A 23,326-nucleotide genomic window follows, 5' to 3' on the forward strand; every position below is an offset into this window, starting at 1 on the left:
ATGACGACAGAAAAACAGACTGGCCTGATTGCGTGGTTTGCACGCAATACAGTGGCCGCAAATCTATTAATGATCATTATTCTGGTTGCTGGCGCGTTATCGGTGTTTAGTGTACGCAAGCAAATGTTTCCAGAAGTTGAATTAAATATTATCAGCATTCAGGTGCCATTTCCCGGCGCCGCACCTCAGGAAGTTGAACAGGGTGTGATTATGCTGATAGAAGACGCTATTGAAGATGTTGACGGTATTGAAGAAATGACATCGCAGTCCAGAGAGGGCGGCGGTAGCGTCACGTTAGAAGTGGAGCCTGATTATGATGTGCAGGTTGTCATGGATGAAGTCAAAATGCTGGTGGACGCTATTCCTAATTTCCCTCAGCAAATTGAGAAGCCGAATATTTACCGGGTTCGACCTCAGCGACAAGTTATCTGGATGTCAGTATACGGTGACCTGGATGAGAGGGGGCGCAAAGAACTGGCCAAGGAAGTTCGCGATGAACTGAAGACGGTGGGCGGCATTACCAAAGTTGATGTTGTTGGTGACCGTGATTATGAAATTTCAGTCGAAATTTCGCAGCAAGATCTTGAGCGTTATGGACTGACTTTCTCGCAAATAGTTGAAGCGGTGCGTGGTACCTCAATTGATGTGGCTGGCGGCTCAATTAAAACGCCTAATGGCGATATTCTATTGCGCGCGAATAACCAGGCTTATGTTGGTGGCGAGTTTGAAAAAATCGTTTTGTTAAGTAGGGCTGATGGTACTCGTTTAACTTTGGGTGATATTGCTAAAGTGCAAGACGGCTTTGTGGAAGAGGAGTCTTACACTCGTTTTGACGGTAAGCCGGCAACCTTTGTTCGGGTGCAGTCTGTTGGTGATCAGAATGACCTGAAAATTGCTGAGTATGTTCGCGGTTACGTTGAACGCAAAAACAAAGAGTTACCGGATGCAGTTCAACTGGCGCAATGGGGAGATTCCTCTTATTACCTCCAGGGTCGCTTAGATCTTATGCTAAACAATATGTGGATGGGTGGTTTGCTGGTCTTCCTCATGTTGTCGCTTTTCCTGCAGTTGCGTTTGGCGTTCTGGGTCATGATAGGTATTCCTGTCTGTTTCCTGGGAACCATTGCATTAATGCCACTCCCCATGTTTGACGTTTCTATTAATATGATATCGCTGTTTGGCTTCATATTAGTGCTAGGGATAGTGGTGGACGATGCCATAGTCATAGGGGAGAGTGCTTACACCGAAATAGAAGAAAACGGCAAGACAGTTGATAACGTTATTGCGGGGGCTAAGCGAGTTGCTATGCCGGCAACCTTTGGCGTGTTGACTACCATGGTTGCGTTCGTACCCATGTTAACTGTTGAAGGTGGTATGGGCGCAATCTGGGAGTCTATTGCCTGGGTCGTTATTCTTTGTTTGGCGTTTTCATTGGTCGAATCAAAGCTGATTCTGCCTGCGCACATCAGCAAAATGAAATACTCCAAGCAAGAAGGTGAAAAAGCGAATGCGTTTCAGCGATTCCGCAATAAATTTGCCGGTGCCATTAAATCTTTCGTAGAAAATTATTACCGGCCGTTTCTTAAAAAGTGCCTGCATTATCGCTATACAACATTAGCGAGCTTTGTTGGTCTGCTGATTTTAATGATAGGCCTTATGAGCGGCGGTATCGTTCGCTGGGTTTTCTTCCCGGATATTCCGAGTGACTTTGTTCAGGCAAATGTAGAAATGCAGCCTGGTACGTCAGAAACACGGACTATTGAAGTTTTGAATAGTGTGGAGCAGTCTCTGACGGCAGTTGATAATCGTATTAAAGAAACAGAGGGTGACGGAGCTGTCAGACATACCAATATCTGGATGAACGGCACTACAGCAGGTACGGTTTTTGTTGAGTTGAAAAAAGGCGAAGATCGCCAGATAGACGGTTTTGAAATTGTAAATCAATGGCGTGAGGCGGTGCCTGAACTGGCCGGTGTAAGAGCGCTTAACTTCCAGGGAAGTATAGGTGGAGGTAGTGGCTTTGACATTGAATTTCAGCTAGTAGGTGAAGACCTGAACGAACTAAAAGCCGCAGCGGATGAACTGAAGCTCGTACTTGCCGAATACGATGGTGTCTTCGATATAGAAGATACCTTTGGGGACGGTAAAGAAGAGATTCTCTTACAGACTAAGCCATTGGCTACAGCCATGGGTATTAATCTGGCTGAGTTGGCTACGCAGGTTCGCTACGCATTTTATGGGGCTGAAGCACAGCGTATCCAGCGGGGAGACGAAGAAGTAAAAGTCATGGTTCGTTACCCTCGTGATCAACGCGAGTCTGTTGGTAACTTACAGGATATGAAACTGCGCGCTCCGGACGGGTCTGAAATTCCATTTACCGAACTGGCGGATATTGAGTTTGCTGAAGGTTACAGCACCATTACTCGTATAGACCGTCAACGTTCTGTGAATGTTCGTGCTCGTGCGGATAAAGATAAAGTTGAGCCTTTCCGCATTGTCGAAGAGGTTCGTAAAGAGAAAATCCAGACTATTCTGGATAAGTATCCAAGTGTCAGCTTTGAATTACAGGGCGCTACTCAAGACGAGGCGGAAGCAACTGGTTCGTTGGCAATTGGTGGTTTGTTGGCGATGTTTGCAGTCTATGCGCTAATGGCTATTCCATTGAAATCATACAGTCAGCCGTTGATCATTATGTCGGTGATACCTTTTGGGGTTATCGGTGCGGTTATCGGGCACTGGGTAATTGGTATGCCGGTTAGCATTTTGAGCTTGTTCGGTATCATTGCGCTGGCTGGGGTTGTGGTAAACGATAGTTTGGTTATGGTCGACTATGTTAACCGTGCACGTGAAGTGGGAACCGACTTACGTAAGGCTGTTCTGGATGCCGGTTGTCGCCGTTTTCGGGCCATTACCTTAACCTCGTTGACCACCTTCTTTGGTTTGCTACCGATTGTACTGGAGAAGAGTCTGCAGGCGAAAATAGTGATTCCAATGGCGATATCTTTGGCATTCGGTATTATCTTTGCCACCGTTATCACCTTATTGTTGATACCTTGCCTGTATCTCATTCTGGCCGATAGTAAACGGGGCTTGCGTACTATGTTGTCCTGGTACGGGTTGGCAAAACCGCCGGAACCCAAAGATATGAGTACGAAAGAGGCATTAGAAAACTACTAAGTGCCTGAGAAGAGAAAATAAAGCCGGAGCTAAGTCTCCGGCTTTATCGTATGGGCGGTCATAAACTGGTAAACTAATGTCATTACACTATTTAATAAATGGATCATTTCATAGGAAACGCTGACATGTTGCTGTCACTTCTTGATCTTAGCGCTTTACTGTTTTTCTTTTTTTGCTGGATAGGCTACTCATTGTTTGCACGTAAGCGTGCCAGAACCACTCACTGCCTATCGAGTATCCTGTGTTCATTACGAATTGATTGGTTTAGTGCCGTGATGCACAAGGACAACCAGGTTGCCGATGCGTCTTTAATTGGCAATGTGGAGCGTACAGTGACTTTCTTCGCATCTTCTACGATTTTGGTGCTGGCTGGTGTCATTACTGTATTAGCTCATGCCGATGAAGTCGTTTTGGTCTTAAATGAAATTCCAATGAGTCCGGATACGGTTCCTATTTTAGTGCAGTTTAAGCTGTCGGTTCTGGCGCTCATTTTTATCTATGCCTTTTTTAAGTTTACCTGGTCAATTCGTCAGTTTGGCTTTGTATCGGTGCTGTTAGGAGCTTCAGTCGAGTACCATCAGGAGAATAAACCTGAGGAGGAGCGTCAGCGTTTTGCTATGCATGCAGCCAAAGTACTGGATCAATCAGGTCACGAGTACAATAAAGGCTTACGTACCTACTACTTTGCTTTGGCCTATTTATCCTGGTTTCTACACCCCGTCATGCTGATCATTTCAAGCACTATTGTTGTTGCAGTTCTGTATCGTCGTGAGTATCGTTCGCGCGTATTACGCGAGTTATTGGCGACTAAAGGTTATGTACCGGGAAAAAAATAATAGGAGAACGTTGTGATTAAGGTCTTTTCTGATTTTCTTGCCTGGACTCGCGAGCACGAGTGGGGCTGTGATGAAAGTCATGATTTAACGCTTGCCGATGGCACGAAATTGTCGGTTTGGGACAGTGGCGTACTAGAAATTACTCCAAAAAATCCAGGCCGGAAGGACATTATTTTATCTTGTGCAGTGCATGGTAACGAAACGGCTCCTATCGAAATTTGCCGTGACATTATTAACGATATTATTAATGAAAAGCAGACAGTGACACATCGCACTCTGTTTCTAATTGCAAACCCGGCTTCAATTAATAAAGGCGAACGCTTTGTTGAAGAAAACATGAACCGGTTATTCAGCGGTGCGCATAGTAAAGGTGATACCCAGAACAAAGAACGAGAGCGGGCGGCCAAAATTGAGAGTTACGTAGAGCGGTTTTACCTGGAAGCCCCAGATGGCTCCCGAGAGCGACTGCACTATGATTTGCATACAGCAATTCGGGACTCGAAACGCGAGAAGTTTGCCGTGTATCCGTTTACACACGGAGCACCTTATAGTCGGAAGCAGCTTCAGTTCTTACTGGCCTGTGGGGTCGATACCGTTTTATTAAACCAGGCGCCGACAACCACCTTTTCTTACTTCAGTGTCAGGCAGTTTAATGCGCAGGCATTTACGGTTGAATTAGGTAAGGTGCGTCCATTTGGAGAAAATGACCGTACTCAGTTTGCCGCCGCCGAAAATTCCCTGCGTAAATTGATTTCTGAAATGGAGCTGGAATTTGGTCCCTTTGAGCCAGAACAACACTATGTATTTAAAGAAGCACAAACCATTAACCGCACTCAGCAGGACTTTGAGCTAAACTTTGCGGATAATGTTGCTAACTTTACCTCTTTTAATAAAGGGGATTTACTAGCACGGGACGGTGACAAAAAACATTACGCTCAGCACGATGGTGAACATATTATTTTCCCCAATGCCAAAGTGGCGCTGGGACATCGGGCGCTATTAACTGTGGTACGGGTACCGACAGAATCGCTCGACTTGGTCTGAGACTCACTGGTCTAAGTAGTCAGGCTTTGTTGTTATTACTGTTCGTTTCTATTTACACTTAGCGCACTCAGTTTTCATTAGTGTGTGGTTTGCATGTCACTTTACGTAAAGGTAAAGTAGCGGCAATTTTCCACCCAGCTTAAAACCGAAAGAGAAGGTTATGGCCAAGGATAAAAAACACAACACAGAGATTGTGACCAAACCGAAATGGTTTGATAAAGACTCAGTCACAATTCCAATGCTGCAAATCTTAAAAGAAGATGGCAGTTTCCATAAAGATGCCGATATGCCGGAGTACGATAAAGAGCTGATCGTGAAAATTCACGACACTATGCAATTTATCCGTATTCTTGATGAACGCATGATTGCCGCTCAGCGTCAGGGTCGTATCAGTTTTTACCTGGCCTCCCGGGGTGAAGAAGCCGAAAGCGTGGCTTCTGCCGCCGCGCTGGATGCCGGTGACATGATCATGGGCCAGTACCGTGAGCAGGGCGCTTTAGCATATAGAGGTTTTACCGTTGAACAGTTTATGAATCAGCTGTTTTCTAACGAGAAAGACTTAGGTAAAGGCCGTCAGATGCCGGTTCACTACGGTTGCGCTGACTTAAACTTCATGACCATATCGTCGCCTTTGGGAACGCAAATTCCACAGGCAACAGGTTATGCGTTTGGCCAGAAAATGGATAAAACCGAAAAGTGCACTATCTGTTACTTTGGTGAAGGCGCAGCATCTGAAGGTGACTTCCACGCCGCTCTGAACATGGCATCAGTTTATAAAGTGCCGGTTATCTTTTTCTGCCGTAATAATGGTTACGCTATTTCTACACCAGCGCAAGGCGAGCAGTATGCTGGTGACGGTATCGCACCGCGTGGTATTGGTTATGGTATGAAAACCATACGTATTGATGGTAACGACGTTTTCGCTGTGTTGAAGGCAACGCAGGAAGCTCGTCGTTTAGCTGTAGAAGAAAACGAGCCTGTATTGATTGAAGCTATGTCATATCGTATGTCAGGTCACTCTACGTCAGATGACCCTACAGGTTATCGTACTCGTGATGAAGAGGCAGACTGGCAGGCCAAAGACCCACTTGATCGTTTGCAGAAGTGGATGATGAATGAAGGCTGGTTGGATAAAGATCACGTCGAAGAGCATCACGCAGAAGTAAAAGCGAAAGTTCTGGCAGCATTAAAAGAGTCAGAAAAAGTACCGGTCCCGCACATTGATGAACTGATCAATGATGTTTACGACGAACCGACTGACATGCTGAAAGAGCAGTTAGACGAGTTAAAAGAGCACATCCGCAAATACCCGGATGCCTACAGTAAAACGTCGGGGAGACTGGACTAATGGCTAAAATGAATTTACTACAGGCCATCAACAGCGCGCTAGACCTGGCGATGGCCAAACATGACAACGTATACAGTTTTGGTGAAGATACTGGTGGTTTTGGCGGTGTATTCCGTGCAACCTCAGGTTTGACCGAAAAATACGGCAAACATCGCAACTTTAATACACCCTTGGTTGAACAAGGCATTATTGGTTTTGCCAATGGTCTTGCTTCGCAGGGTAGCTTTGCTATTGCTGAAATTCAGTTCGGTGACTACATATTCCCGGCATTTGACCAAATTGTGAATGAGACGGCCAAGTTCCGTTATCGTTCAGGTAATGAGTTCAACGTTGGTGGTTTAACCATTCGTACACCGTACGGTGGCGGTATCGCCGGTGGTCATTACCACTCACAGTCTCCGGAAGCCTACTTTGCGCATACGCCGGGTATAAAAATTGTGACTCCACGTAACCCTTACGAAGCAAAAGGGTTACTGCTGAGCGCTATTTTTGATAAAAACCCGGTGTTATTTATGGAGCCGAAGAGGTTGTACCGTGCGTCAACAGGCGAGGTTCCTGAAGAAGAATACACTATTCCATTAGGCAAAGCTGACGTGGTCAAAGAAGGTACAGATATTACCGTTCTTGGCTGGGGCGCGCAGATGGAAATGACCGAAAAAGCAGTTGAAAAAGCCGAAGAAGATGGCGTTTCATGCGAAGTGATTGACTTGCGCACCATCTCCCCGTGGGATGTTGAAACTGTGACTCAGTCAGTTTTGAAAACTGGCCGCTTGGTCATTAGCCAGGAAGCACCTATTACCGGTGGTTTTGCCAGCGAAATCGCGGCAACCGTTCAGGACAAATGCTTCTTGTATCTTGAGTCTCCAATTGCCCGTGTTTGCGGTATCGATGTACCGTATCCGCTGTGTCATGAGAAAGAGTACATGGCTGATCATTTGAAGATTTATGAAGCGATCAAACGCTCAATGAACTACTAAGGACCCATCGACATGAGTAAAGATTTTATTCTACCCGATATCGGGGAAGGGATCGTAGAGTGCGAAATCGTTGAGTGGCTGGTTGCCGAAGGTGACGAGGTTAAAGAAGACCAACCTGTGGTTGAGGTAATGACCGATAAAGCCATGGTTGAGATCCCGGCTAAAGACGACGGCGTTGTAGAAAAGCTGTATTACCAGAAAGGTGATATCGCTAAGGTCCACGAACCGTTATTTGCCATTAAACCAGCTGACGGCTCTTCTGATGAGTCGCCGGCCAAAGAAAAAGACAGCGCGCCGGCTAAAAAAGAAGAATCGAAAACTGAGCAAAAACAATCCTCGGCCGGTGGCGATACAACCGACTTTATTTTGCCGGACATTGGTGAAGGTATTGTTGAATGCGAAATCGTTGAATGGCTGGTGTCTGAAGGCGATGAAGTAAAAGAAGATCAGCCGGTTGTTGAAGTCATGACGGACAAAGCAACGGTTGAAATTCCTGCTAAAGACGACGGTACCGTGGTTAAGCTGTATCACAAGAAGGGTGATATTGCGGAAGTGCACAAGCCGTTGTTTGCGTTGAAGCCTGCTGGCGGCGTTCAAGAATCGGGTTCAAATGCTCCGCAGAGTCATCTTGAACCTGAGTCTAAGACTCCGTCATCTGATTCCAAAGCAGAAGCTGAACCGCCAGCCAAAGCACGTCAGGGCAAAGCCATTGCAAGCCCGGCAGTACGCCGTCTGGCACGTGAAAACGACATTAATATTGCGGAAGTATCGGGTTCAGGTAAAAAAGGCCGGGTTCTGAAGCAAGATATTGAAGCCTTTAAGTCAGGTGACCAGAAAGCGCAGAGAACAACTGATAGTCAGCAGTCACAAAAAACGGCTACTAGCGGTGGTACTCGCACCGAAGCGATACGCGGTGTGAAAGCGGCTATGGCTAAGCAAATGATGAGCTCGGTCAGCACCATTCCTCATTTCACTTACGCGGATGAGTTTGATGTTACTGAGCTAATCGCACTGCGTGAAAAGCTGAAAGAGCAGTACAAAGAGAAAGGTATTCGTTTAACTGTAATGCCATTCTTCATTAAAGCCCTTTCGCTGGCACTGAAAGAATTCCCGGTGATGAATGCACAGGTGAATGAAGACTGTACAGAGATCACTTACTTTGATGATCACAACATTGGTATGGCCGTTGATACCAAAATTGGCCTGTTAGTACCTAACGTCAAACAGGTACAAAACAAGAGCATTATTGATGTAGCCAATGAAGTCACTCGTCTGACTCAGGCATCGCGCGAAGGCAAGTTGCCGCAAGCCGATATGAAAGGCGGTACTATCAGCATTTCAAACATTGGTGTTATTGGCGGTACGGTGGCAACACCTATTATCAATAAGCCGGAAGCTGCGATTGTGGCTTTAGGTAAAGTGCAGGAACTGCCGCGCTTTGATGCTAACGGCAACGTGGTTGCCCGTAAGATAATGACGGTAAGCTGGTCAGGCGATCATCGTATTATCGATGGCGGTACCATTGCCCGTTTCAACAAACTCTGGCAGGAATACCTCGAAGACCCAACCAGCATGCTGGTTAACATGGTCTGAGATAAAGGCTGAGGCTCCTACGGACATTGCGCTCCGCTAGGAGCCAAGACCCTCTGCTACAGGAGACGCTACGAGCTCATCCATGAGGGCTTGACGAAGGCCATCCTTGGCCTTCGACACTCCTGTATCAGAGGGTCTTAACTCCTGGCGCTACACACAATCCCCGTAGGAGCCTTAACACTTCCTTTCTATTTATTATTTTTAGCTGTGCTATGGTTTTCTTATCTGAGAAGCATTGAGAGCCAGCATGTTTGAAACTATTTACCTTTCTTTAGCGGTATTGTTGATGGTGCTCACATTGGCTCCGTTATCGTGGTCGCAGGTTTGGTGGATACGGGGTCTGGACTTTCCGCGTTTGCAGCTGTCGGTGTTATTAGTGGCCTTGCTGGTTGTGGGTCTGGTTGTTATTCGTGGCTGGACGTCTGTTACTGCTATTGCTTCGGGGCTCCTCATTGGTTGTTTAGTTTGTCAGCTATGGTGGGTTGTGCCTTATACGTTTTTCTTTCCTAAGGAAGTTGAAGCTGTCCGGGCGGGTAGTCATTACGAGCGTCTGCGCATTATGACGGCCAATGTTCTTACCCCTAACCATAATAGCGATGGCTTGATTAAGCTTGTTCATGATTTTACGCCAGATGTACTGGTCACGCTTGAGTCGGATGACTGGTGGCAGGAACGGTTAGATGTAATTGAAAAGGATTATCCGTATACGGTAAAGGTACCTCTGGACAACCTCTATGGCATGCATGTGTATTCTCGTTATGTTTTGTCTGACGTTAGTGTCGAGTATTTGGTAGAAGATGATAAACCCTCAATACATTGTTTTATCGAACTGCCTTGCGGACAGAGAGTAAAAGCGCATTTTGTGCATCCGGCGCCACCGAGTCCTTCTGAGAATGAAGAGTCGGAAGAGCGGGATGCCGAACTGGTGCTGGTTGCTCGTAGGGTAGAGCCGGAGAAATACCCAACCATAGTCACTGGAGACTTGAACGACGTTGCCTGGTCACGTACCACGCTTCTTTTCAGGAAAATCAGCAGCTTGTTAGACCCTCGAATTGGGCGCGGTATGTTCAATACCTTTCATGCGGAATATTGGTTTGCCCGCTGGCCGCTCGACCATATTTTCCACAGCCACCATTTTGCTTTGGTCTCAATGACGCGTTTACCGGGCTTTGGTTCCGATCACTTTCCGTTACTGACGGAACTTGCTTTGGCACCGGGAGAGAACGGTGTGGATGACGGCCCTTCACCAGATGAAGAGGACAAAGAAGCCGCCGATGAGATTGTGAACAAGGCTATGGCTTAAGCTTACGCCGAAAGTGAATACGTTGAACTAACAGCCCGAAGATAATCAGCATAAGGCCAACAAGGGTGCTTGGATAAATGGTTTCGCCAATCACTACTGAGAGCAGCAACAGCGAGATAAAGGGCGAAATAAAAATTAGATTACTGATAAGCGCAGTATTGGTGGCTGTCTTCATGGCTTTTAACCAGAATAAAAAGGTTATTCCCATTTCAAATAGGCCTACGTAGCTTACCGCTGCCCAGCCCTGCCAGGGTATTGCAGACCAGTCACTCCAGATAAAACTAGCGACAATGAGTATGGGTAAAGCCAGGCCGAAGGAAAGCACTAAGCTCACGACGGAGTCGGCGTTGCGGCGTGTATTCAGGATCCAGTAACCAGCCCACAAGAAAGTGGAAATTAACGCCAGTGTAACGCCCCAGGGGTCACTGAAGCTAAGAGCCAGCACATTACCTCGTGTGGCAATAACCAAAACGCCAAAATAACCTAAGGCGCAGGCAATCCAGTCGCGACGACGTATGCTTTGTTTTAAAAACAGCGCGGCCATAATACTAAGGGCAATGGCCCAGGTGTAATTAAGTGGCTGGGCTTCGGAAGCCGGCAATAGTTTATAAGCCTGAAAAAGCACCAGGTAGTAAATTAGTGGATTAATAAGCCCCATCAGCAGGTAATACAGAGGCATTTTACGCAGCTCAAGTATCAGCTCAGAGGTTTTTTTCTGAATAAAGCAGACCAGCGCTAGAATGATAAAAGATACCGTGCTGGCGGCCGTGACCATCTGCAGTGGTGTCATGTACTGAAGAGTTATTTTAAATGCAGTAGCGACCGTTGACCATAACAGTACGGCGATGATCGCATAAACAAAAGCTTGTTTATCAGCGGCTATGGTGTGATGGCATGGTGTCCCCTTAACTCATACGTCGATGAGCACTGCAGCTTGTTGATGTTCAATCCAGACCAGCGCATTCTGCTGGTACTCTCGTGCCAGGTCAATGGCTGTTTCCAGACTGAGTCCTAAAATCATAAAGCTGGCTTCCGGCGGCCATTGTTGTTCGCGGTCCTGTCCTGCACCAGAAAAGCAGTAAACTTGGCTGAATTTCTCTAAATGAGTCGCTAATTGTTTGTTTCTGCGTTTATTTTCGTCATCTTTGAGCAGTTGGCTTCGCGGGTTACAGGCGGTGATAAAAGCACCCGTAGTGCAGCCGAAACGTTCACATAAGCGGTCAAAGTCATTATTCTTCCGCCCTATATTCAGAGTGATTGTCTTGTCATCAACTGTGAACCAGTAATCTGTATTCTTATAATGGCTTAGCAGTTCTTTATCCATGTTTTGACCGGAGTATCAATGTTGATTAGAGTACATTGTAAGAGTTTAGCCTTAATCGTGAAGAGGTTCTATGAACCCCAGTATTAGTGTGATCACCTTAGGCGTTGATGATTTGAAACGTTCGTTGGCGTTTTATCAGGACGGCCTGGGTTGGGAAACCGACGGCATTATAGGTGAAGAGTTTGAGCATGGTGCCGTGGTGTTCTTTAAATTACCCAGTGGGCTCAGATTGGCGTTATGGCCACGTAAAAGTATTGCGGCAGAAATGGGCGTTGATGTCGCTCGTGCGGCTAATGAAGTTCTGCTGAGCCATAATGTCAGTTCCCGGAGTGCGGTTGATGAAGTTATGGTGGAAGCGGAACGAGCAGGAGCTGAGATTATTAAACCTGCAAAAGACTTATTCTGGGGCGGCTACGGGGGCTTTTTTAAAGACCCGGATGGGCATATTTGGGAAATTACCTGGAACCCTGCCTGGAATTAAAACCGGTAAGAGAACTCACCGGTTAGCCAACATTTTTCTGAGTAAACCCGGGAAGAATCGTTGTAGTAGCGGTGCTACTTTGCTCATGCCTTTGCCGCTAATGACTTCCGCTTTATTGCTTTCAATAGCGCGGATAATATCGGCGGCGCATTGCTCAGGACTAATGCCGCTGGCGTTGTCCTGGTCTTCTTTACCTCTTAAAGAGCCGTCGCCGGTCAATGCGTTGTGCGCTATTTGTGTATGTACAAAGCCGGGAAGCACCGTGGTGCAACGCACATTGTGCTCGGCCATTTCCGCTCGCAGGCAGTCCATATAGCCAATGACTGCGAACTTAGCGCCTGAATAACCACTGCGTAGTTTGGTTCCAACTTTACCTGCCACACTAGAAACGGTGACAATATGGCCATTACGGCGCTTTACCATGTCAGCTAATACCACCTGGTTTAACGCCACTACCGAGAAGTAATCGACCTCCATCAGCGTTCTGTATACAGTGAGATCAGTTTCCATAGCCGGGCTGCGCTGAGAAACACCGGCGTTATTAATAAGTATATCGACCGGTGTATTTCTCAATGCCGCAGACGCTGTTTCTTTGGCTTTCTCAGGCTGATTTAAGTCCAGAGCTAATACCTGATGCTGTTCGCTGTTTGGAAGGCTTTGTCGTAACTCTTCCAATTGTTGCTCACGGCGTGAGGTTAAAATCAGTCTGGCACCCTGATTGGCTAACTGACGTGCCAAAGCCAGACCGATGCCCGAAGAAGCACCGGTTAGCCAGACTGTTTTATTGTTAACAGAGGTCATGAGTTTAGCCCGCCGGGTAAACGTAGTTAGCCTGAATACCGAGTGGGAACCCAAGTGTCCAATATAAAATCAGGAACGCTGACCACAAAATCAACAGAGCGATAGTGTATGGCAGCATCATCGCAACCAATGTGCCAATGCCGGTGCCTTTTACGTAACGTTGGCAGTAAAGCACAACCAGCGGGAAGTAGGGCAGCAACGGAGTAATGATATTACTGGATGAATCACCGACACGATAAGCAGCCTGAGTTAAATCCGGTGAGTAACCCAGCTGCATTAGCATAGGTACAAAAATTGGTGATATCAGTGCCCATTTTGCTGAAGCTGAACCCACAAATAGGTTGATAAAGGCTACCAGAATGACGATGCCGACCATGGTAACTCCACCGGACAGCTCCAGGCTGGCCAAGAAGTTCGCGCCTTTAACGGAAATTAGCGTACCGAGCTGAGAGTCACCGAAGGCTTTAATAAATAAGGCACAGAAGAACGCCATGACCATATAGTAAGCCATACCTTCCATCGACTTGGTCATTGCGCCGATAACGTCCTGCGAGTTGGTAAAGTTACCGGAAACGTAGCCATGAACAATGCCCGGAATAATAAACAGCAGGAAAATAAGCGGCACAATCATGCCCATAAGAGGGGCTGAGTAGGATGCCAATTCACCCGTTGCCGGGTCAGCTAATGGTGTATTTTCAGCCGTTGCGGAAAAATACAATAGGGCCAAACCTACTGCCATGGTGATTACGCCAGCGTAAAACGCTTTGCGGTCACGCGGGGAAACATCATCCAGTGCAGGCATGTCATCGGCATCACCGTCAATTTCGGCACCGCGTAAACGAGGTTCAACCACCTTATCGGTCAGGAACCAGCCAATAGCGACAACGATAACTGACGAAGCGGCGGTAAAGTAATAGTTGTTTAATGGGTTTAACTGCATATCCGCATCAATAATTTGTGCGGCACTTTCAGTAAAACCTTGCAGTAACGGGTCGATAGCGGAAGGAACAAAGTTGGCACTGAAGCCACCGGAAACACCAGCGAAAGCGGCGGCGATACCGGCCAATGGATGTCTACCAGCAGCGTAGAAAATAACACCACCCAAAGGAATAACCAGTACATAGCCGGCATCAACGGCGGTATGGCTGACAATAGCAACCAGAATCAGCACTGGCGTCAGCAACATTTTGGGCGTGACGTTCAGCATTAACTTAATGGCGACATTAATAAAACCTGAGCGCTCGGCTACGCCGACACCTAACATGGCAACCAGCACAACACCTAAAGGCGCAAAGCCCATAAAGGTGTCAACCATATTGGCAAGGAATGCGGCCATTTCGGTACCACTTAATAGGTTAGTAACGCCTATTGTGTCCCCGGTTAGCGGGTGTTTTTCGTCAAAGCTGACGCCGGATAATAGCCAGGACATTGCCCAGACAATAACGAGCAGGCCAAAAAACATAACGGCCGGGTCAGGTAGTTTATTACCGACCTTTTCAACGCCATCAAGAAGGCGGTTAAGCAGACTGTCCGGTTTTTCCTTTTGCGAACGGTCTGGTTGTGGAGATTGAGCCATGGTGTAACCCCTGATTGTTATTTTATTGGTCTAATTATTATGCGCAGGTATCATAACCATTATTGTGCAGCGGAACAAAGCAAACAGGGTGAAAAAAGTGTCAATGATTTGTGGTACAGATGAAGCCGGTCGGGGGCCTATTGCAGGGCCGGTTGTGGCGGCAGCGGTGATACTGGATCCGGAGAATCCAGTTGAAGGGCTAAACGACTCGAAAAAGCTGAGCGAGAAAAAGCGCGAGAAGCTCAGTCTGGAAATAAAGGAAAAGGCGCTTTACTGGGCTATTGCTCAATCTGATCCTGATGAAATTGAGGCTATTAATATTCTCTGGGCGTCGATGAAAGCCATGCAAAGAGCCATTGAAGCACTTCCGGTTAAGCCTGACATGGTTTTAGTGGACGGTAACCGGGTGCCTGAATTAAACGTCCCTGCAAAAGCTGTAGTGGGAGGAGATGCGAGTGAACAGTGCATTGCGGCAGCATCGATTTTAGCGAAAGTGGAACGGGACAGACAGATGCTAAAGTGGCATGAACTCTACCCACAGTATGAATTTGACAAGCACAAGGCTTATGGCACTCCCAAGCACCTTGAACTATTAGAAAAATATGGGCCGTGCCCTATACATCGCAAGGGCTTTAACCCGGTGAAGCGTGTGCTCGCAAACTTGTGATTTAACCTGAATATTCATACAATACAGGCCTATTCATTGAGCTCTTTTAGGAAGTTGGAAGCCACCATGCAGTCTATCCCGCACGTTGATATGCGTCGTTACCATGACGACTTTGATGCCTTTACTCAAGATGTAGGCAACGGTTATGAGAAATATGGCTTTATTGCCTTAACTCAGCACGGAGTTGATACAACGCTTATTGAACGGGCACTGGATACCTGCCGTGAGCTTTTCGCGTTACCGGAAGACATTAAGAAGCAATATCATCGTCCGGGCGAGGGTGGTGCGCGCGGCTATACTCCTTTTGGTACCGAGGTTGCTAAAGACGCGACGCATGTTGACTTGAAAGAGTTCTGGCATGTGGGCCGGGAAGTGGAAGGTGAGCCGGCTTACCCACAGTTGTTACCTAACGTGTGGCCGCAGGAACTGCCTAAGTTTAAGGACGACATGCTCGCTATATACGCGGCATTAGATAAGCTGGGTAATCAGGTACTGGATGCTTTAGCCGTTTATTTAGGCCAACCGCGGGACTTTTTCCGAAATAAGGTCAACAACGGCAATTCAATTCTGCGTCCTTTGCATTATCCGCCTATTATTGATGAAGATACCCCTTCTGTTCGTGCCGGCGCACATGAAGATATTAACGTTTTAACCTTATTAGTGGGTTCGCGTGAGCCGGGGCTGGAAGTTTTAGCCAAAGACGGGACGTGGGTACCAGTAACAATTATCGAAGGTGCTATTATCTGTAATGTGGGTGATATGCTACAGCGGCTAACCAATCATGTGTTGCCATCCACGACGCATAGGGTAGTTAACCCTCCCGCACCATACAATGCTAAATCACGTTACTCTATTCCGTTCTTTTTGCACTTTAATCCGGATGTGATGATTACGCCTTTGGAAAGCTGTATTTCCGAAGAAAATCCGCAGCGCGATGAACCGATTACTGCGGATGACTATCTAATGCAACGCTTACGTGAAATTGGGTTGATAAAAGACTAAAAGGATCAGCTGGTGAAAACAGGCGAGTTTAATTTAAAACGTATGGTTCGAGGGTGGACGGCTGTTGCAGCTTCTGCGCTGTTAATCAGTTGTGCCTCTGCTCCTCAGGAGCCCCAAAGCAATAAGTTCCAATTAACGCTGTTACACATTAATGATCATCACTCCACTTTGGCGCCAAAACAGCAAACTCTGGTTTGGGGTGATCAGGAGTGGCAGGTTGAAGCAGGAGGTTTCCCAAGGGTCGCGGCTCAAATTAAGGCCCTGCGAGAAGCGAATAACAATGTGCTGACCCTGCATGCTGGCGATGCTCTTACTGGTAGCTTGTATTTTACGTTATTTGGCAGTGAAGCCGACGCCCGTATGATGAATAACGTGTGTTTTGATGCTTTCACGATTGGTAATCACGAGTTTGATAATGGCGATGCAGGGCTGGCCAAGTTTCTGCAGCAGTTGGGCACTGAACGTTGTCCGACAGCTAAGCTGGGGGCGAACATTAAGCCTAAAGTGGGTGACTCTCCTTTAACACCGAACCGTGATTGGGAGATGTTCAAACCCTATACCGTTGTTGAGCGTAATGGTGAGGAAATTGCCATTATTGGTCTGGATATCGCCAGTAAAACTAAAAAATCGTCACAGCCCGATGAAACTACTGAGTTTTTAGATGGACTGGAAACGGCGCGTAAATATGTTGCCGAAGTTCAACAGCAGGGCATTGAGAAAATTGTCCTGCTGACTCATATTCAGTACGAACGTGACAAAGAGCTGGTGCAGCAACTGCCTGGCGTCGATATCGTCATTGGCGGTGACTCACACACCTTACTGGGTGATTTCAGCGGTTTTGGAATGGAATCTGATGGACCCTACCCAACTGAGTTAACAAATGCCGATGGCGACAAAGTTTGTCTTGCTCATGCTTACCAGTATTCACTCGTAGTTGGTGAAATGCAGGCGTTTTTTGACGGTGACAAAATTGAAGAATGCGGCGGCCGGCCACACTACCTTTTGAATAATGATATTCAAGTGAGTGACGGCATTGTGACAACTTATGAACCCATCAAGACTGCATTGGAAGAAAGTGGTGTGTTCAGCTTTGTCGAGCCGGATGCTGAGCTGCAAAATATGCTGGAAGATTATCAAAGCAAAGTTGAGGACTTTTCTGCTGAAGTGTTAGCGCAAGTTCCGCAACAAATTTGCAGTCAGGAAATTGATTTACCACGACGCGACGGCTGCGCTGATGTAATGAGTTCAGGTGCTCATCGCCTGGTAGCCGAAGCCTTTTTGCATTCAGTGCCAGAGGCCGACTTTGCGATACAAAACGGTGGCGGTGTCCGTTCTGATATTCGTCAGGGAGATTTCACAGTAGGTGACGCATTTAACGTACTGCCTTTTGCGAATACGCTGGTGAAACTGGAGCTCAGTGGTTCTGAGTTCAAACAGGCAATGGAAGAAGCGTTAGCTTATTCCGTCTCTGACGGCGGCTCAACACGAGCTTACCCTTATGGTGCCGGTATTCGTTACTCGGTTGATTTAACCAAAGAAAAGGGCAGCCGTGTGTCTAATTTGCAGGTTTGGGATAAAGGCAGCAACAGTTGGCAACCAATGACGGCAAGGGCAACCTATGTCATGGTCACCAATAGCTTTATTGCCGGTGGTCAGGACGGTTATGATACGTTTTATCGTGTCAGTGAGCGAGGTCGGGCCCGCAATACAGGAATAGACTACGCTGAGTCTTTGGTGAATTACGCCCGTACTCAGGACGTATTAAAACGCCCACAGGATTTTGCAACACAGTCTTACGTTCCTGCCGGAGATAATTAGTGGCTCGACAGTTCGAGCCTGCACCTGTTTCAGATAACGCCAGATTTGGTTTTATTGTTGTCATTCTGGCGTTATTGACGGCTTTTGCCCCGCTTTCCATCGATATGTATCTGCCTGCATTCAGCGCTATTGCCTCTGATTATGCGACCGATACACATCACGTTGAATTATCGCTTACCGCTTTTTTCTTCGGTCTTTTTATTGGTCAGTTACTTTACGGTACTGCGACCGATAAGTTCGGACGCAAGAATCCGTTGTATATCGGGCTGGCAATCTACGTTGTGACGTCTATTGGTTGTGCTTTTGCCCCGGACATTCAGTGGCTTATTGTTTTACGCTTTTTCCAGGCTATTGGAGCCTGTGCCGGTATTGTTATTGCCCGGGCGGTGGTGCGTGACTTATACACACCACAAGCGTCAGCCAGAGTGTTTTCTTTTCTCATTCTTGTTATGGGCGTTGCGCCTATTCTGGCGCCGCTGTTTGGGGCTTATGTAACGGAATGGATGGGTTGGCGAGCCTTGTTTTTGATTGTGGCTGCATTGGGCGTTGCGTCAGCGGTAACCATTCACTTTGTCATGCCGGAAACGCGGGGGCGCCGCTACGATGTGCGTATGCGGAACACCGGCAGCACCTATTGGTCAGTGCTTCGCGATCCGTCTTTTCTTCGTTATTCGTTAACAGGCGCTATTGCTCAGTCAGGCCTGTTTGCTTACATCACTGGTTCGCCGAAAATGTTCATTGAAGTTTTCGGTCTTTCGCCAACTCACTATAGTTGGTTATTTGGTCTGAATGCTATTGGTATTATCGGGCTTTCTCAATTAAATGGTTGGTTGTTGAAGTACCATTCCTCTCGCAAAATTCTTAATGTTTCTTTGCCTATGCTGGCAATAGTCTCGGTCATAATGTGTGTTATGGCTTACTTAAATGCGAGCTTCTGGGGAATTTTGCTGCCTCTATTCGCCTATATTTCAACGCTTGGTTTGGTTTTCCCCAATGCTATGGCCGGGGCTTTGGCAGAACAAAAAGAGCGGGCGGGCTCAGCCTCGGCAGTGACCGGTAGCTTACAGTTTTTAATTGCGGGTTTGGTGTCTGCCGGAGTGAGTCAGGCTGGTTCTTTTACTGACTACGCTATGGCGTGGGTGATAGGTGTGGCCGGCTTATTAGCGGTTATTGCATACCGCGTAATGCGCCGGCCAGAATAGCTTTTTTAGTTATAGAAAGTTGGTGCTGCAGGCCCAACAGGGAAGCCGAACACAAACACCCACAGGAAGAAGAGTACTGACCAACCGACAAAGAAGACCATAGAGTATGGCAGCATCATGGCAATCAGGGTCCCTATACCCAGGTCTTTCTTATAACGAGCGGCGACTGCCAATATCAAACCGAAGTAGCTCATCATAGGGGTAATGATGTTCGTTACCGAGTCACCAATACGGTAGGCGGCCTGGATAACCTCCGGCGAGTAGCCAATCAGCATAAGCATAGGTACGAAGATAGGCGCAGTAATAGCCCACTGTGCCGAAGCCGAGCCCAGCATTAAGTTAACGAAGCCGCAAACCATAATGAAGAACAAGAAAATGATAGGGCCGGTCATGCCAATATTGGTCAGGAACTCGGCGCCGTTAATCGCAAAAATTGTCCCGAAGTTAGTCCATTTAAAGAAGTTGACGAATTGCGCGGCAAAAAATACCAACACAATGTACATGCCCATAGTACTCATACTGTGCGACATAGCGTCAATGACATCACGGTCGGTTCGCATGGTTTCAACGGTGCGACCATAAACATAACCCGGAATGGCAAAGAAGAAGAAGATGTAAACCACAACGCCCTTGAGGAACGGCGAACCTGCGACCTCGCCGGTTTCAGGGTGGCGCAGAATGCCCCAGTCAGGCACGACCGTTAACGCCAGAATGCCGGCGAGAATCAACACACTAATACCAGCGTAAATTAGCCCGCGTTTTTCCTGTTTGGTTAAAGGATCCATTGAAGATTGATCGGATAAATCAATAGAAGCTTCGTCTTTGTTGTATTTGCCCAGTTTTGGCTCAACAATTTTGTCTGTGATCAAAGCACCCATAATGGCAATTAAGAAGGTGCTGACCATCATAAAGTACCAGTTGGCTTCGGCGCCGACGGTATAGCTTGGGTCGATTATTTTAGCTGCTTCTTCGGTAATACCCGACAGTAAAGGGTCAACGGTACCAATTAACAAGTTGGCACTGTAACCGGCAGAAACGCCGGCAAATGCTGCGGCAAGACCGGCAAGAGGGTGACGGCCCAGCCCATAAAAAATCATGGCAGCAAGAGGTACCAGAACCACGTAACCAAGCTCGGCCGCGGTATTGGAAACGACACCGGCGAATACCACAACAATGGTAATAAGACGTGGTGGGGCTTTCATAACCAGTCCGCGCATGGCGGCTGAGATTAAGCCCGAACGTTCAGCAACGCCTACACCCAGAAGAGCAACCAAAACCGTACCTAAAGGCGTGAACCCGGTAAAGTTGGTGACCAGGTTGGTAACAATGCGTTGTATTCCTTCAGCATTCAGTAAGCTGACAGCTTTTATAACGGTTTCGCCGTCTCTGGGGTCTATTGCGCTGACACCGAAGTAAGCGGCAATGCCACTAATGAAAATAATGAAGAGACAGAACAGAGCGAATAGGGTAATTGGGTGGGGTAATAGATTACCGAGCCACTCAACGGTATCAAGAAAACGGGTAAACCAACCGCGCTTGCTGGTTGCGTTGTAGTCGTTATTGGGAGACTGCATAACTCACGCCTTTATTATAAGTTTTTAAACCAGCGCAAGATTCTAGCATAAAAAAAAGGCGCCGCTGAAAGCAGGGCGCCGTTTTTACTTAGAGGTTAGCGATTATGCCGCTTCACCTTTCTTTAGGTTTTTTAATGCGTATTCAAACGCTGCTTTACCGGCTAACAGATCTTCCGGAGCAAAGTCATCAACATTGATGGTACGTAAGCGACCCACTTCAGTGCGCTCTAGTAACGCAACTTCATCATCGCTCAGTACGCCCAGCTCTTTGCCTTTAGCACCAATTTGGTCTAACTGAGTAAAGGTAAAGCGTTTACCGGCTGCTTTGCAGACTTTGTCGTACAGCGGCTCGGCAGCAATGACGTCTTGCAGTGTTTGCTCAAGGAAACCGAAGTGACCTTCAGGGCTCAGGAACTGGCCTTCGCCTAAGCGTGTGCGTACGTCATTAGGTGACATTAGCATACGAGCTATTTGGTGGTCGTTCTTGTCTGAAGGACGTTTAGCAATGCGGCCTAACGGGTACATTACTGCACGCATGAAGCTACCAACACCACCAAAGTTTGCCAGCATTTCTAACTGTGCTTCCTGCAGCTTATGCAAGGTATCCTGCATAGCCCAGTGAACCAATGGCAGGTCTTCTTTAATGCGACCCTGGTCATGGAAACGTTTCAGAATACAAGAACCAATGTACAAGTAGCTAAGCATGTCGCCTAAGCGTGCAGAAACGCGCTCTTTACGTTTGAGGCTGCCACCCAGTTTACCCATAGCAATGTCTGACAATAATGCCATGTTGGCACTAAAGCGGTTCATCTGCTGATAGTATTTACGGGTTTCGTCGCTTGCCGGAACAGAGCTCAGACGGTGACCACCAAAGCCATAAAATACCGAGCGAACGAAATTACTCATGGCAAAGCCAATATGACCAAATACGGCTTTATCAAACTTTTTCAGAGCTTCAGGCCCTTGCTCCGCTGATGCTTCCATTTCTTTTAAAACAAATGGGTGGCAACGGATGGCACCCTGGCCGTAGATCATCATGCTACGAGTCAGGATGTTGGCACCTTCAACCGTAATAGCAACCGGAACACCCTGGTAACCACGGCCTAAGTAGTTATTCGGACCTAAACAGATGCCTTTACCACCATGGATGTCCATAGCGTCGTCCATGCAAGAACGTAACTTTTCAGTCATGTGGTATTTTGCAATGGCGCCGATAACCGAAGGTTTCTCGCCTAGGTCAATACCTTTGGTCGATAACATGGTGACCGCGTCCATCAGGTAAGCGTTACCAGCAATGCGTGCCATTGGCTCTTCAACACCTTCCATTTTACCGATAGGTAATTTGAACTGACGGCGGATGCGCGAATAAGCACCCGTTGCCAGAGCAATTGACTTGATGCCACCGGCGCTATTTGACGGCAGAGTGATTGAACGACCAACTGACAGACATTCAACCAGCATACGCCAACCTTTACCAGCGTTCTTCTGACCACCAATAATGTAATCTAATGGAACGAATACGTCGTTACCGCGAATAGGACCGTTCTGGAACGGGACGTTAAGCGGGAAGTGACGGCGACCGATTTCAACACCTTTGGTGTCACGAGGAATAAGGGCACAGGTAATACCCAACTCTTCTTCTTCACCAATAAGGTTGTCAGGGTCGTACATTTTGAATGCCAGACCTAGTACGGTAGCGACTGGCGCTAACGTAATGTAGCGCTTGTCAAAGTTCAGTCTGATACCGACGATTTCTTCGCCGTTCCATTCGCCTTTACAAACCACACCTGAGTCAGGAATAGCACCCGCGTCAGAACCGGCTTCCGGGCTGGTCAGTGCGAAACATGGAATTTCGTCACCGCTGGCCAGGCGAGGCAGGTAATGGTCCTGTTGTTCTTTGGTACCATAATGCTGCAACAGCTCGCCCGGACCTAATGAGTTAGGTACACCGACGGTTGAAGCCAGTACTGTACTCACGCCTGCCAGTTTCTGTAACACACGAGACTGCGCGTAAGCAGAAAACTCCAGACCACCGTATTCTTTCTTGATGATCATGGCGAAGAATTTCTCATCCTTCAGGTACTGCCAGACATGCTCGGGCATATCGGTTAGCTCGTGCGTGACTTCCCAGTCGTTCAGCATTTTGCAGACTTCTTCACATGGGCCTTCTAAGAAAGCTTTTTCTTCAGCCGTTAATTCGGCCTTAGGTACGTCGTGAAGCTTTTTCCAGTCAGGGTCGCCGCTGAACAAGTCACCATCCCACCATACGGTGCCGGCTTCCAGTGCATCGCGCTCGGTGTCAGACATTTCTGGCATTACCTTGCGATATGCGCTAAGAATAGGCTTAGTCAGCAGATTCAAACGAATCGGTGCTAAGTTGAGTGGTACCAGCACAATGGCTAAGATAACCCAAAGAACTGGGCCAACAATGTCGATTGCGCTACCAATAGCGAACATAATAACTAAACCGGCGCTGAACATGGCCAGGCTGGCTCGTTTGTAAATTAATGCAGCCGCAACTAAAACAGTAGCGACAATCCAAAGTGCAATACTCATAGTGTAATACTCCGACTTGGAGGTCTGACCAGTGATACTGTGCAAGT

At 47.4% G+C, this 23,326-nt stretch carries 18 protein-coding genes; 12 read left to right on the forward strand and 6 right to left on the reverse strand.

Annotated elements, in window-relative coordinates; genetic code table 11:
- From ACP7FG_RS00050 to ACP7FG_RS00080, 7 genes are all read left to right on the forward strand, one after another.
- Window positions 1-3,177 (forward strand): efflux RND transporter permease subunit, encoded by a 3,177-nt coding sequence (locus ACP7FG_RS00050; protein WP_224797254.1) that lies wholly within the window; start codon window positions 1-3, stop codon window positions 3,175-3,177.
- 125 nt (window positions 3,178-3,302) lie between these two features.
- Window positions 3,303-4,013: a DUF599 domain-containing protein gene (locus ACP7FG_RS00055; protein WP_054488304.1), complete on the forward strand. Its 711-nt coding sequence runs from the start codon at window positions 3,303-3,305 to the stop codon at window positions 4,011-4,013.
- Window positions 4,014-4,025: 12 nt separating this feature from the next.
- Window positions 4,026-5,057, forward strand: a complete 1,032-nt coding sequence (gene astE / locus ACP7FG_RS00060) for a succinylglutamate desuccinylase (RefSeq protein WP_439225159.1) — start codon at window positions 4,026-4,028, stop codon at window positions 5,055-5,057.
- Window positions 5,058-5,217: 160 nt separating this feature from the next.
- The gene (locus ACP7FG_RS00065) at window positions 5,218-6,405 is read left to right on the forward strand and encodes a thiamine pyrophosphate-dependent dehydrogenase E1 component subunit alpha (RefSeq protein ID WP_199494570.1); all 1,188 of its coding nucleotides are present in this window, start codon (window positions 5,218-5,220) and stop codon (window positions 6,403-6,405) included.
- Window positions 6,405-7,382 (forward strand): alpha-ketoacid dehydrogenase subunit beta, encoded by a 978-nt coding sequence (locus ACP7FG_RS00070; protein ID WP_054488299.1) that lies wholly within the window; start codon window positions 6,405-6,407, stop codon window positions 7,380-7,382. The genes ACP7FG_RS00065 and ACP7FG_RS00070 overlap by 1 nt, the downstream gene beginning before the upstream one ends.
- A 12-nt stretch (window positions 7,383-7,394) precedes the next feature.
- Entirely contained in the window at window positions 7,395-8,975 is a 1,581-nt protein-coding gene (locus ACP7FG_RS00075) for a dihydrolipoyllysine-residue acetyltransferase (RefSeq protein ID WP_439225160.1), read from the forward strand.
- 247 nt (window positions 8,976-9,222) lie between these two features.
- Window positions 9,223-10,278: an endonuclease/exonuclease/phosphatase family protein gene (locus ACP7FG_RS00080; RefSeq protein ID WP_224797257.1), complete on the forward strand. Its 1,056-nt coding sequence runs from the start codon at window positions 9,223-9,225 to the stop codon at window positions 10,276-10,278.
- On the opposite strand, the gene ACP7FG_RS00085 is transcribed toward ACP7FG_RS00080, so the two are convergent.
- On the reverse strand, window positions 10,268-11,161 hold the full coding sequence (locus ACP7FG_RS00085) for a DMT family transporter (RefSeq protein ID WP_439225444.1): 894 nt from the start codon (window positions 11,159-11,161) through the stop codon (window positions 10,268-10,270). The genes ACP7FG_RS00080 and ACP7FG_RS00085 overlap by 11 nt on opposite strands.
- 27 nt (window positions 11,162-11,188) lie before the next feature.
- Window positions 11,189-11,602: a DUF3293 domain-containing protein gene (locus tag ACP7FG_RS00090; RefSeq protein ID WP_439225161.1), complete on the reverse strand. Its 414-nt coding sequence runs from the start codon at window positions 11,600-11,602 to the stop codon at window positions 11,189-11,191.
- 70 nt (window positions 11,603-11,672) lie between these two features.
- On the opposite strand from ACP7FG_RS00090, the gene ACP7FG_RS00095 reads away from it, so the two are divergent.
- Entirely contained in the window at window positions 11,673-12,083 is a 411-nt protein-coding gene (locus tag ACP7FG_RS00095) for a VOC family protein (RefSeq protein ID WP_273022942.1), read from the forward strand.
- Between the two features lie 15 nt (window positions 12,084-12,098).
- Here ACP7FG_RS00095 and ACP7FG_RS00100 read toward each other — a convergent pair whose 3' ends face one another.
- Window positions 12,099-12,884 (reverse strand): SDR family oxidoreductase, encoded by a 786-nt coding sequence (locus ACP7FG_RS00100; RefSeq protein ID WP_417436950.1) that lies wholly within the window; start codon window positions 12,882-12,884, stop codon window positions 12,099-12,101.
- Window positions 12,885-12,888: 4 nt separating this feature from the next.
- Window positions 12,889-14,460, reverse strand: coding sequence for an AbgT family transporter (locus ACP7FG_RS00105; RefSeq protein ID WP_271331258.1), 1,572 nt, complete (start codon window positions 14,458-14,460; stop codon window positions 12,889-12,891).
- A gap of 103 nt (window positions 14,461-14,563) precedes the next feature.
- On the opposite strand from ACP7FG_RS00105, the gene rnhB reads away from it, so the two are divergent.
- From rnhB to ACP7FG_RS00125, 4 genes are all read left to right on the forward strand, one after another.
- Window positions 14,564-15,127, forward strand: coding sequence for a ribonuclease HII (rnhB, locus tag ACP7FG_RS00110; protein WP_439225445.1), 564 nt, complete (start codon window positions 14,564-14,566; stop codon window positions 15,125-15,127).
- Between the two features lie 66 nt (window positions 15,128-15,193).
- Complete coding sequence (locus ACP7FG_RS00115; protein ID WP_271331259.1) at window positions 15,194-16,129, forward strand: isopenicillin N synthase family dioxygenase; 936 nt, start codon at window positions 15,194-15,196, stop codon at window positions 16,127-16,129.
- A 12-nt stretch (window positions 16,130-16,141) separates the two neighbouring features.
- On the forward strand, window positions 16,142-17,947 hold the full coding sequence (locus ACP7FG_RS00120) for a bifunctional metallophosphatase/5'-nucleotidase (protein WP_439225163.1): 1,806 nt from the start codon (window positions 16,142-16,144) through the stop codon (window positions 17,945-17,947).
- A complete protein-coding gene (locus ACP7FG_RS00125; protein WP_439225164.1) occupies window positions 17,947-19,149 on the forward strand; it encodes a multidrug effflux MFS transporter in 1,203 nt (400 codons plus the stop codon). Before ACP7FG_RS00120 ends, ACP7FG_RS00125 begins: the two co-directional genes overlap by 1 nt.
- Window positions 19,150-19,154: 5 nt before the next feature.
- On the opposite strand, the gene ACP7FG_RS00130 is transcribed toward ACP7FG_RS00125, so the two are convergent.
- Together ACP7FG_RS00130 and fadE are read right to left on the reverse strand one after the other, a co-directional pair.
- Window positions 19,155-20,723, reverse strand: a complete 1,569-nt coding sequence (locus ACP7FG_RS00130) for an AbgT family transporter (RefSeq protein ID WP_439225165.1) — start codon at window positions 20,721-20,723, stop codon at window positions 19,155-19,157.
- 102 nt (window positions 20,724-20,825) lie between these two features.
- Entirely contained in the window at window positions 20,826-23,279 is a 2,454-nt protein-coding gene (gene fadE / locus ACP7FG_RS00135) for an acyl-CoA dehydrogenase FadE (RefSeq protein WP_439225166.1), read from the reverse strand.
- Window positions 23,280-23,326: the final 47 nt, after the last annotated feature.

The sequence above is a fragment of the Idiomarina sp. ST10R2A5 genome, from assembly GCF_051842325.1.
GTDB lineage: Bacteria > Pseudomonadota > Gammaproteobacteria > Enterobacterales > Alteromonadaceae > Idiomarina > Idiomarina abyssalis.

Bases quoted from the DNA above. Each gene is read 5' to 3' on its own strand.
- ACP7FG_RS00050 (WP_224797254.1), top strand. From the start codon at position 1: ATGACGACAGAAAAACAGACTGGCCTGATTGCGTGGTTTGCACGCAAT.
- ACP7FG_RS00055 (WP_054488304.1), top strand. From the start codon at position 3,303: ATGTTGCTGTCACTTCTTGATCTTAGCGCTTTACTGTTTTTCTTTTTT.
- ACP7FG_RS00065 (WP_199494570.1), top strand. From the start codon at position 5,218: ATGGCCAAGGATAAAAAACACAACACAGAGATTGTGACCAAACCGAAA.
- ACP7FG_RS00070 (WP_054488299.1), top strand. From the start codon at position 6,405: ATGGCTAAAATGAATTTACTACAGGCCATCAACAGCGCGCTAGACCTG.
- ACP7FG_RS00075 (WP_439225160.1), top strand. From the start codon at position 7,395: ATGAGTAAAGATTTTATTCTACCCGATATCGGGGAAGGGATCGTAGAG.
- ACP7FG_RS00080 (WP_224797257.1), top strand. From the start codon at position 9,223: ATGTTTGAAACTATTTACCTTTCTTTAGCGGTATTGTTGATGGTGCTC.
- ACP7FG_RS00090 (WP_439225161.1), bottom strand. From the start codon at position 11,602: ATGGATAAAGAACTGCTAAGCCATTATAAGAATACAGATTACTGGTTC.
- ACP7FG_RS00095 (WP_273022942.1), top strand. From the start codon at position 11,673: ATGAACCCCAGTATTAGTGTGATCACCTTAGGCGTTGATGATTTGAAA.
- ACP7FG_RS00100 (WP_417436950.1), bottom strand. From the start codon at position 12,884: ATGACCTCTGTTAACAATAAAACAGTCTGGCTAACCGGTGCTTCTTCG.
- ACP7FG_RS00105 (WP_271331258.1), bottom strand. From the start codon at position 14,460: ATGGCTCAATCTCCACAACCAGACCGTTCGCAAAAGGAAAAACCGGAC.
- rnhB (WP_439225445.1), top strand. From the start codon at position 14,564: ATGATTTGTGGTACAGATGAAGCCGGTCGGGGGCCTATTGCAGGGCCG.
- ACP7FG_RS00115 (WP_271331259.1), top strand. From the start codon at position 15,194: ATGCAGTCTATCCCGCACGTTGATATGCGTCGTTACCATGACGACTTT.
- ACP7FG_RS00130 (WP_439225165.1), bottom strand. From the start codon at position 20,723: ATGCAGTCTCCCAATAACGACTACAACGCAACCAGCAAGCGCGGTTGG.
- fadE (WP_439225166.1), bottom strand. From the start codon at position 23,279: ATGAGTATTGCACTTTGGATTGTCGCTACTGTTTTAGTTGCGGCTGCA.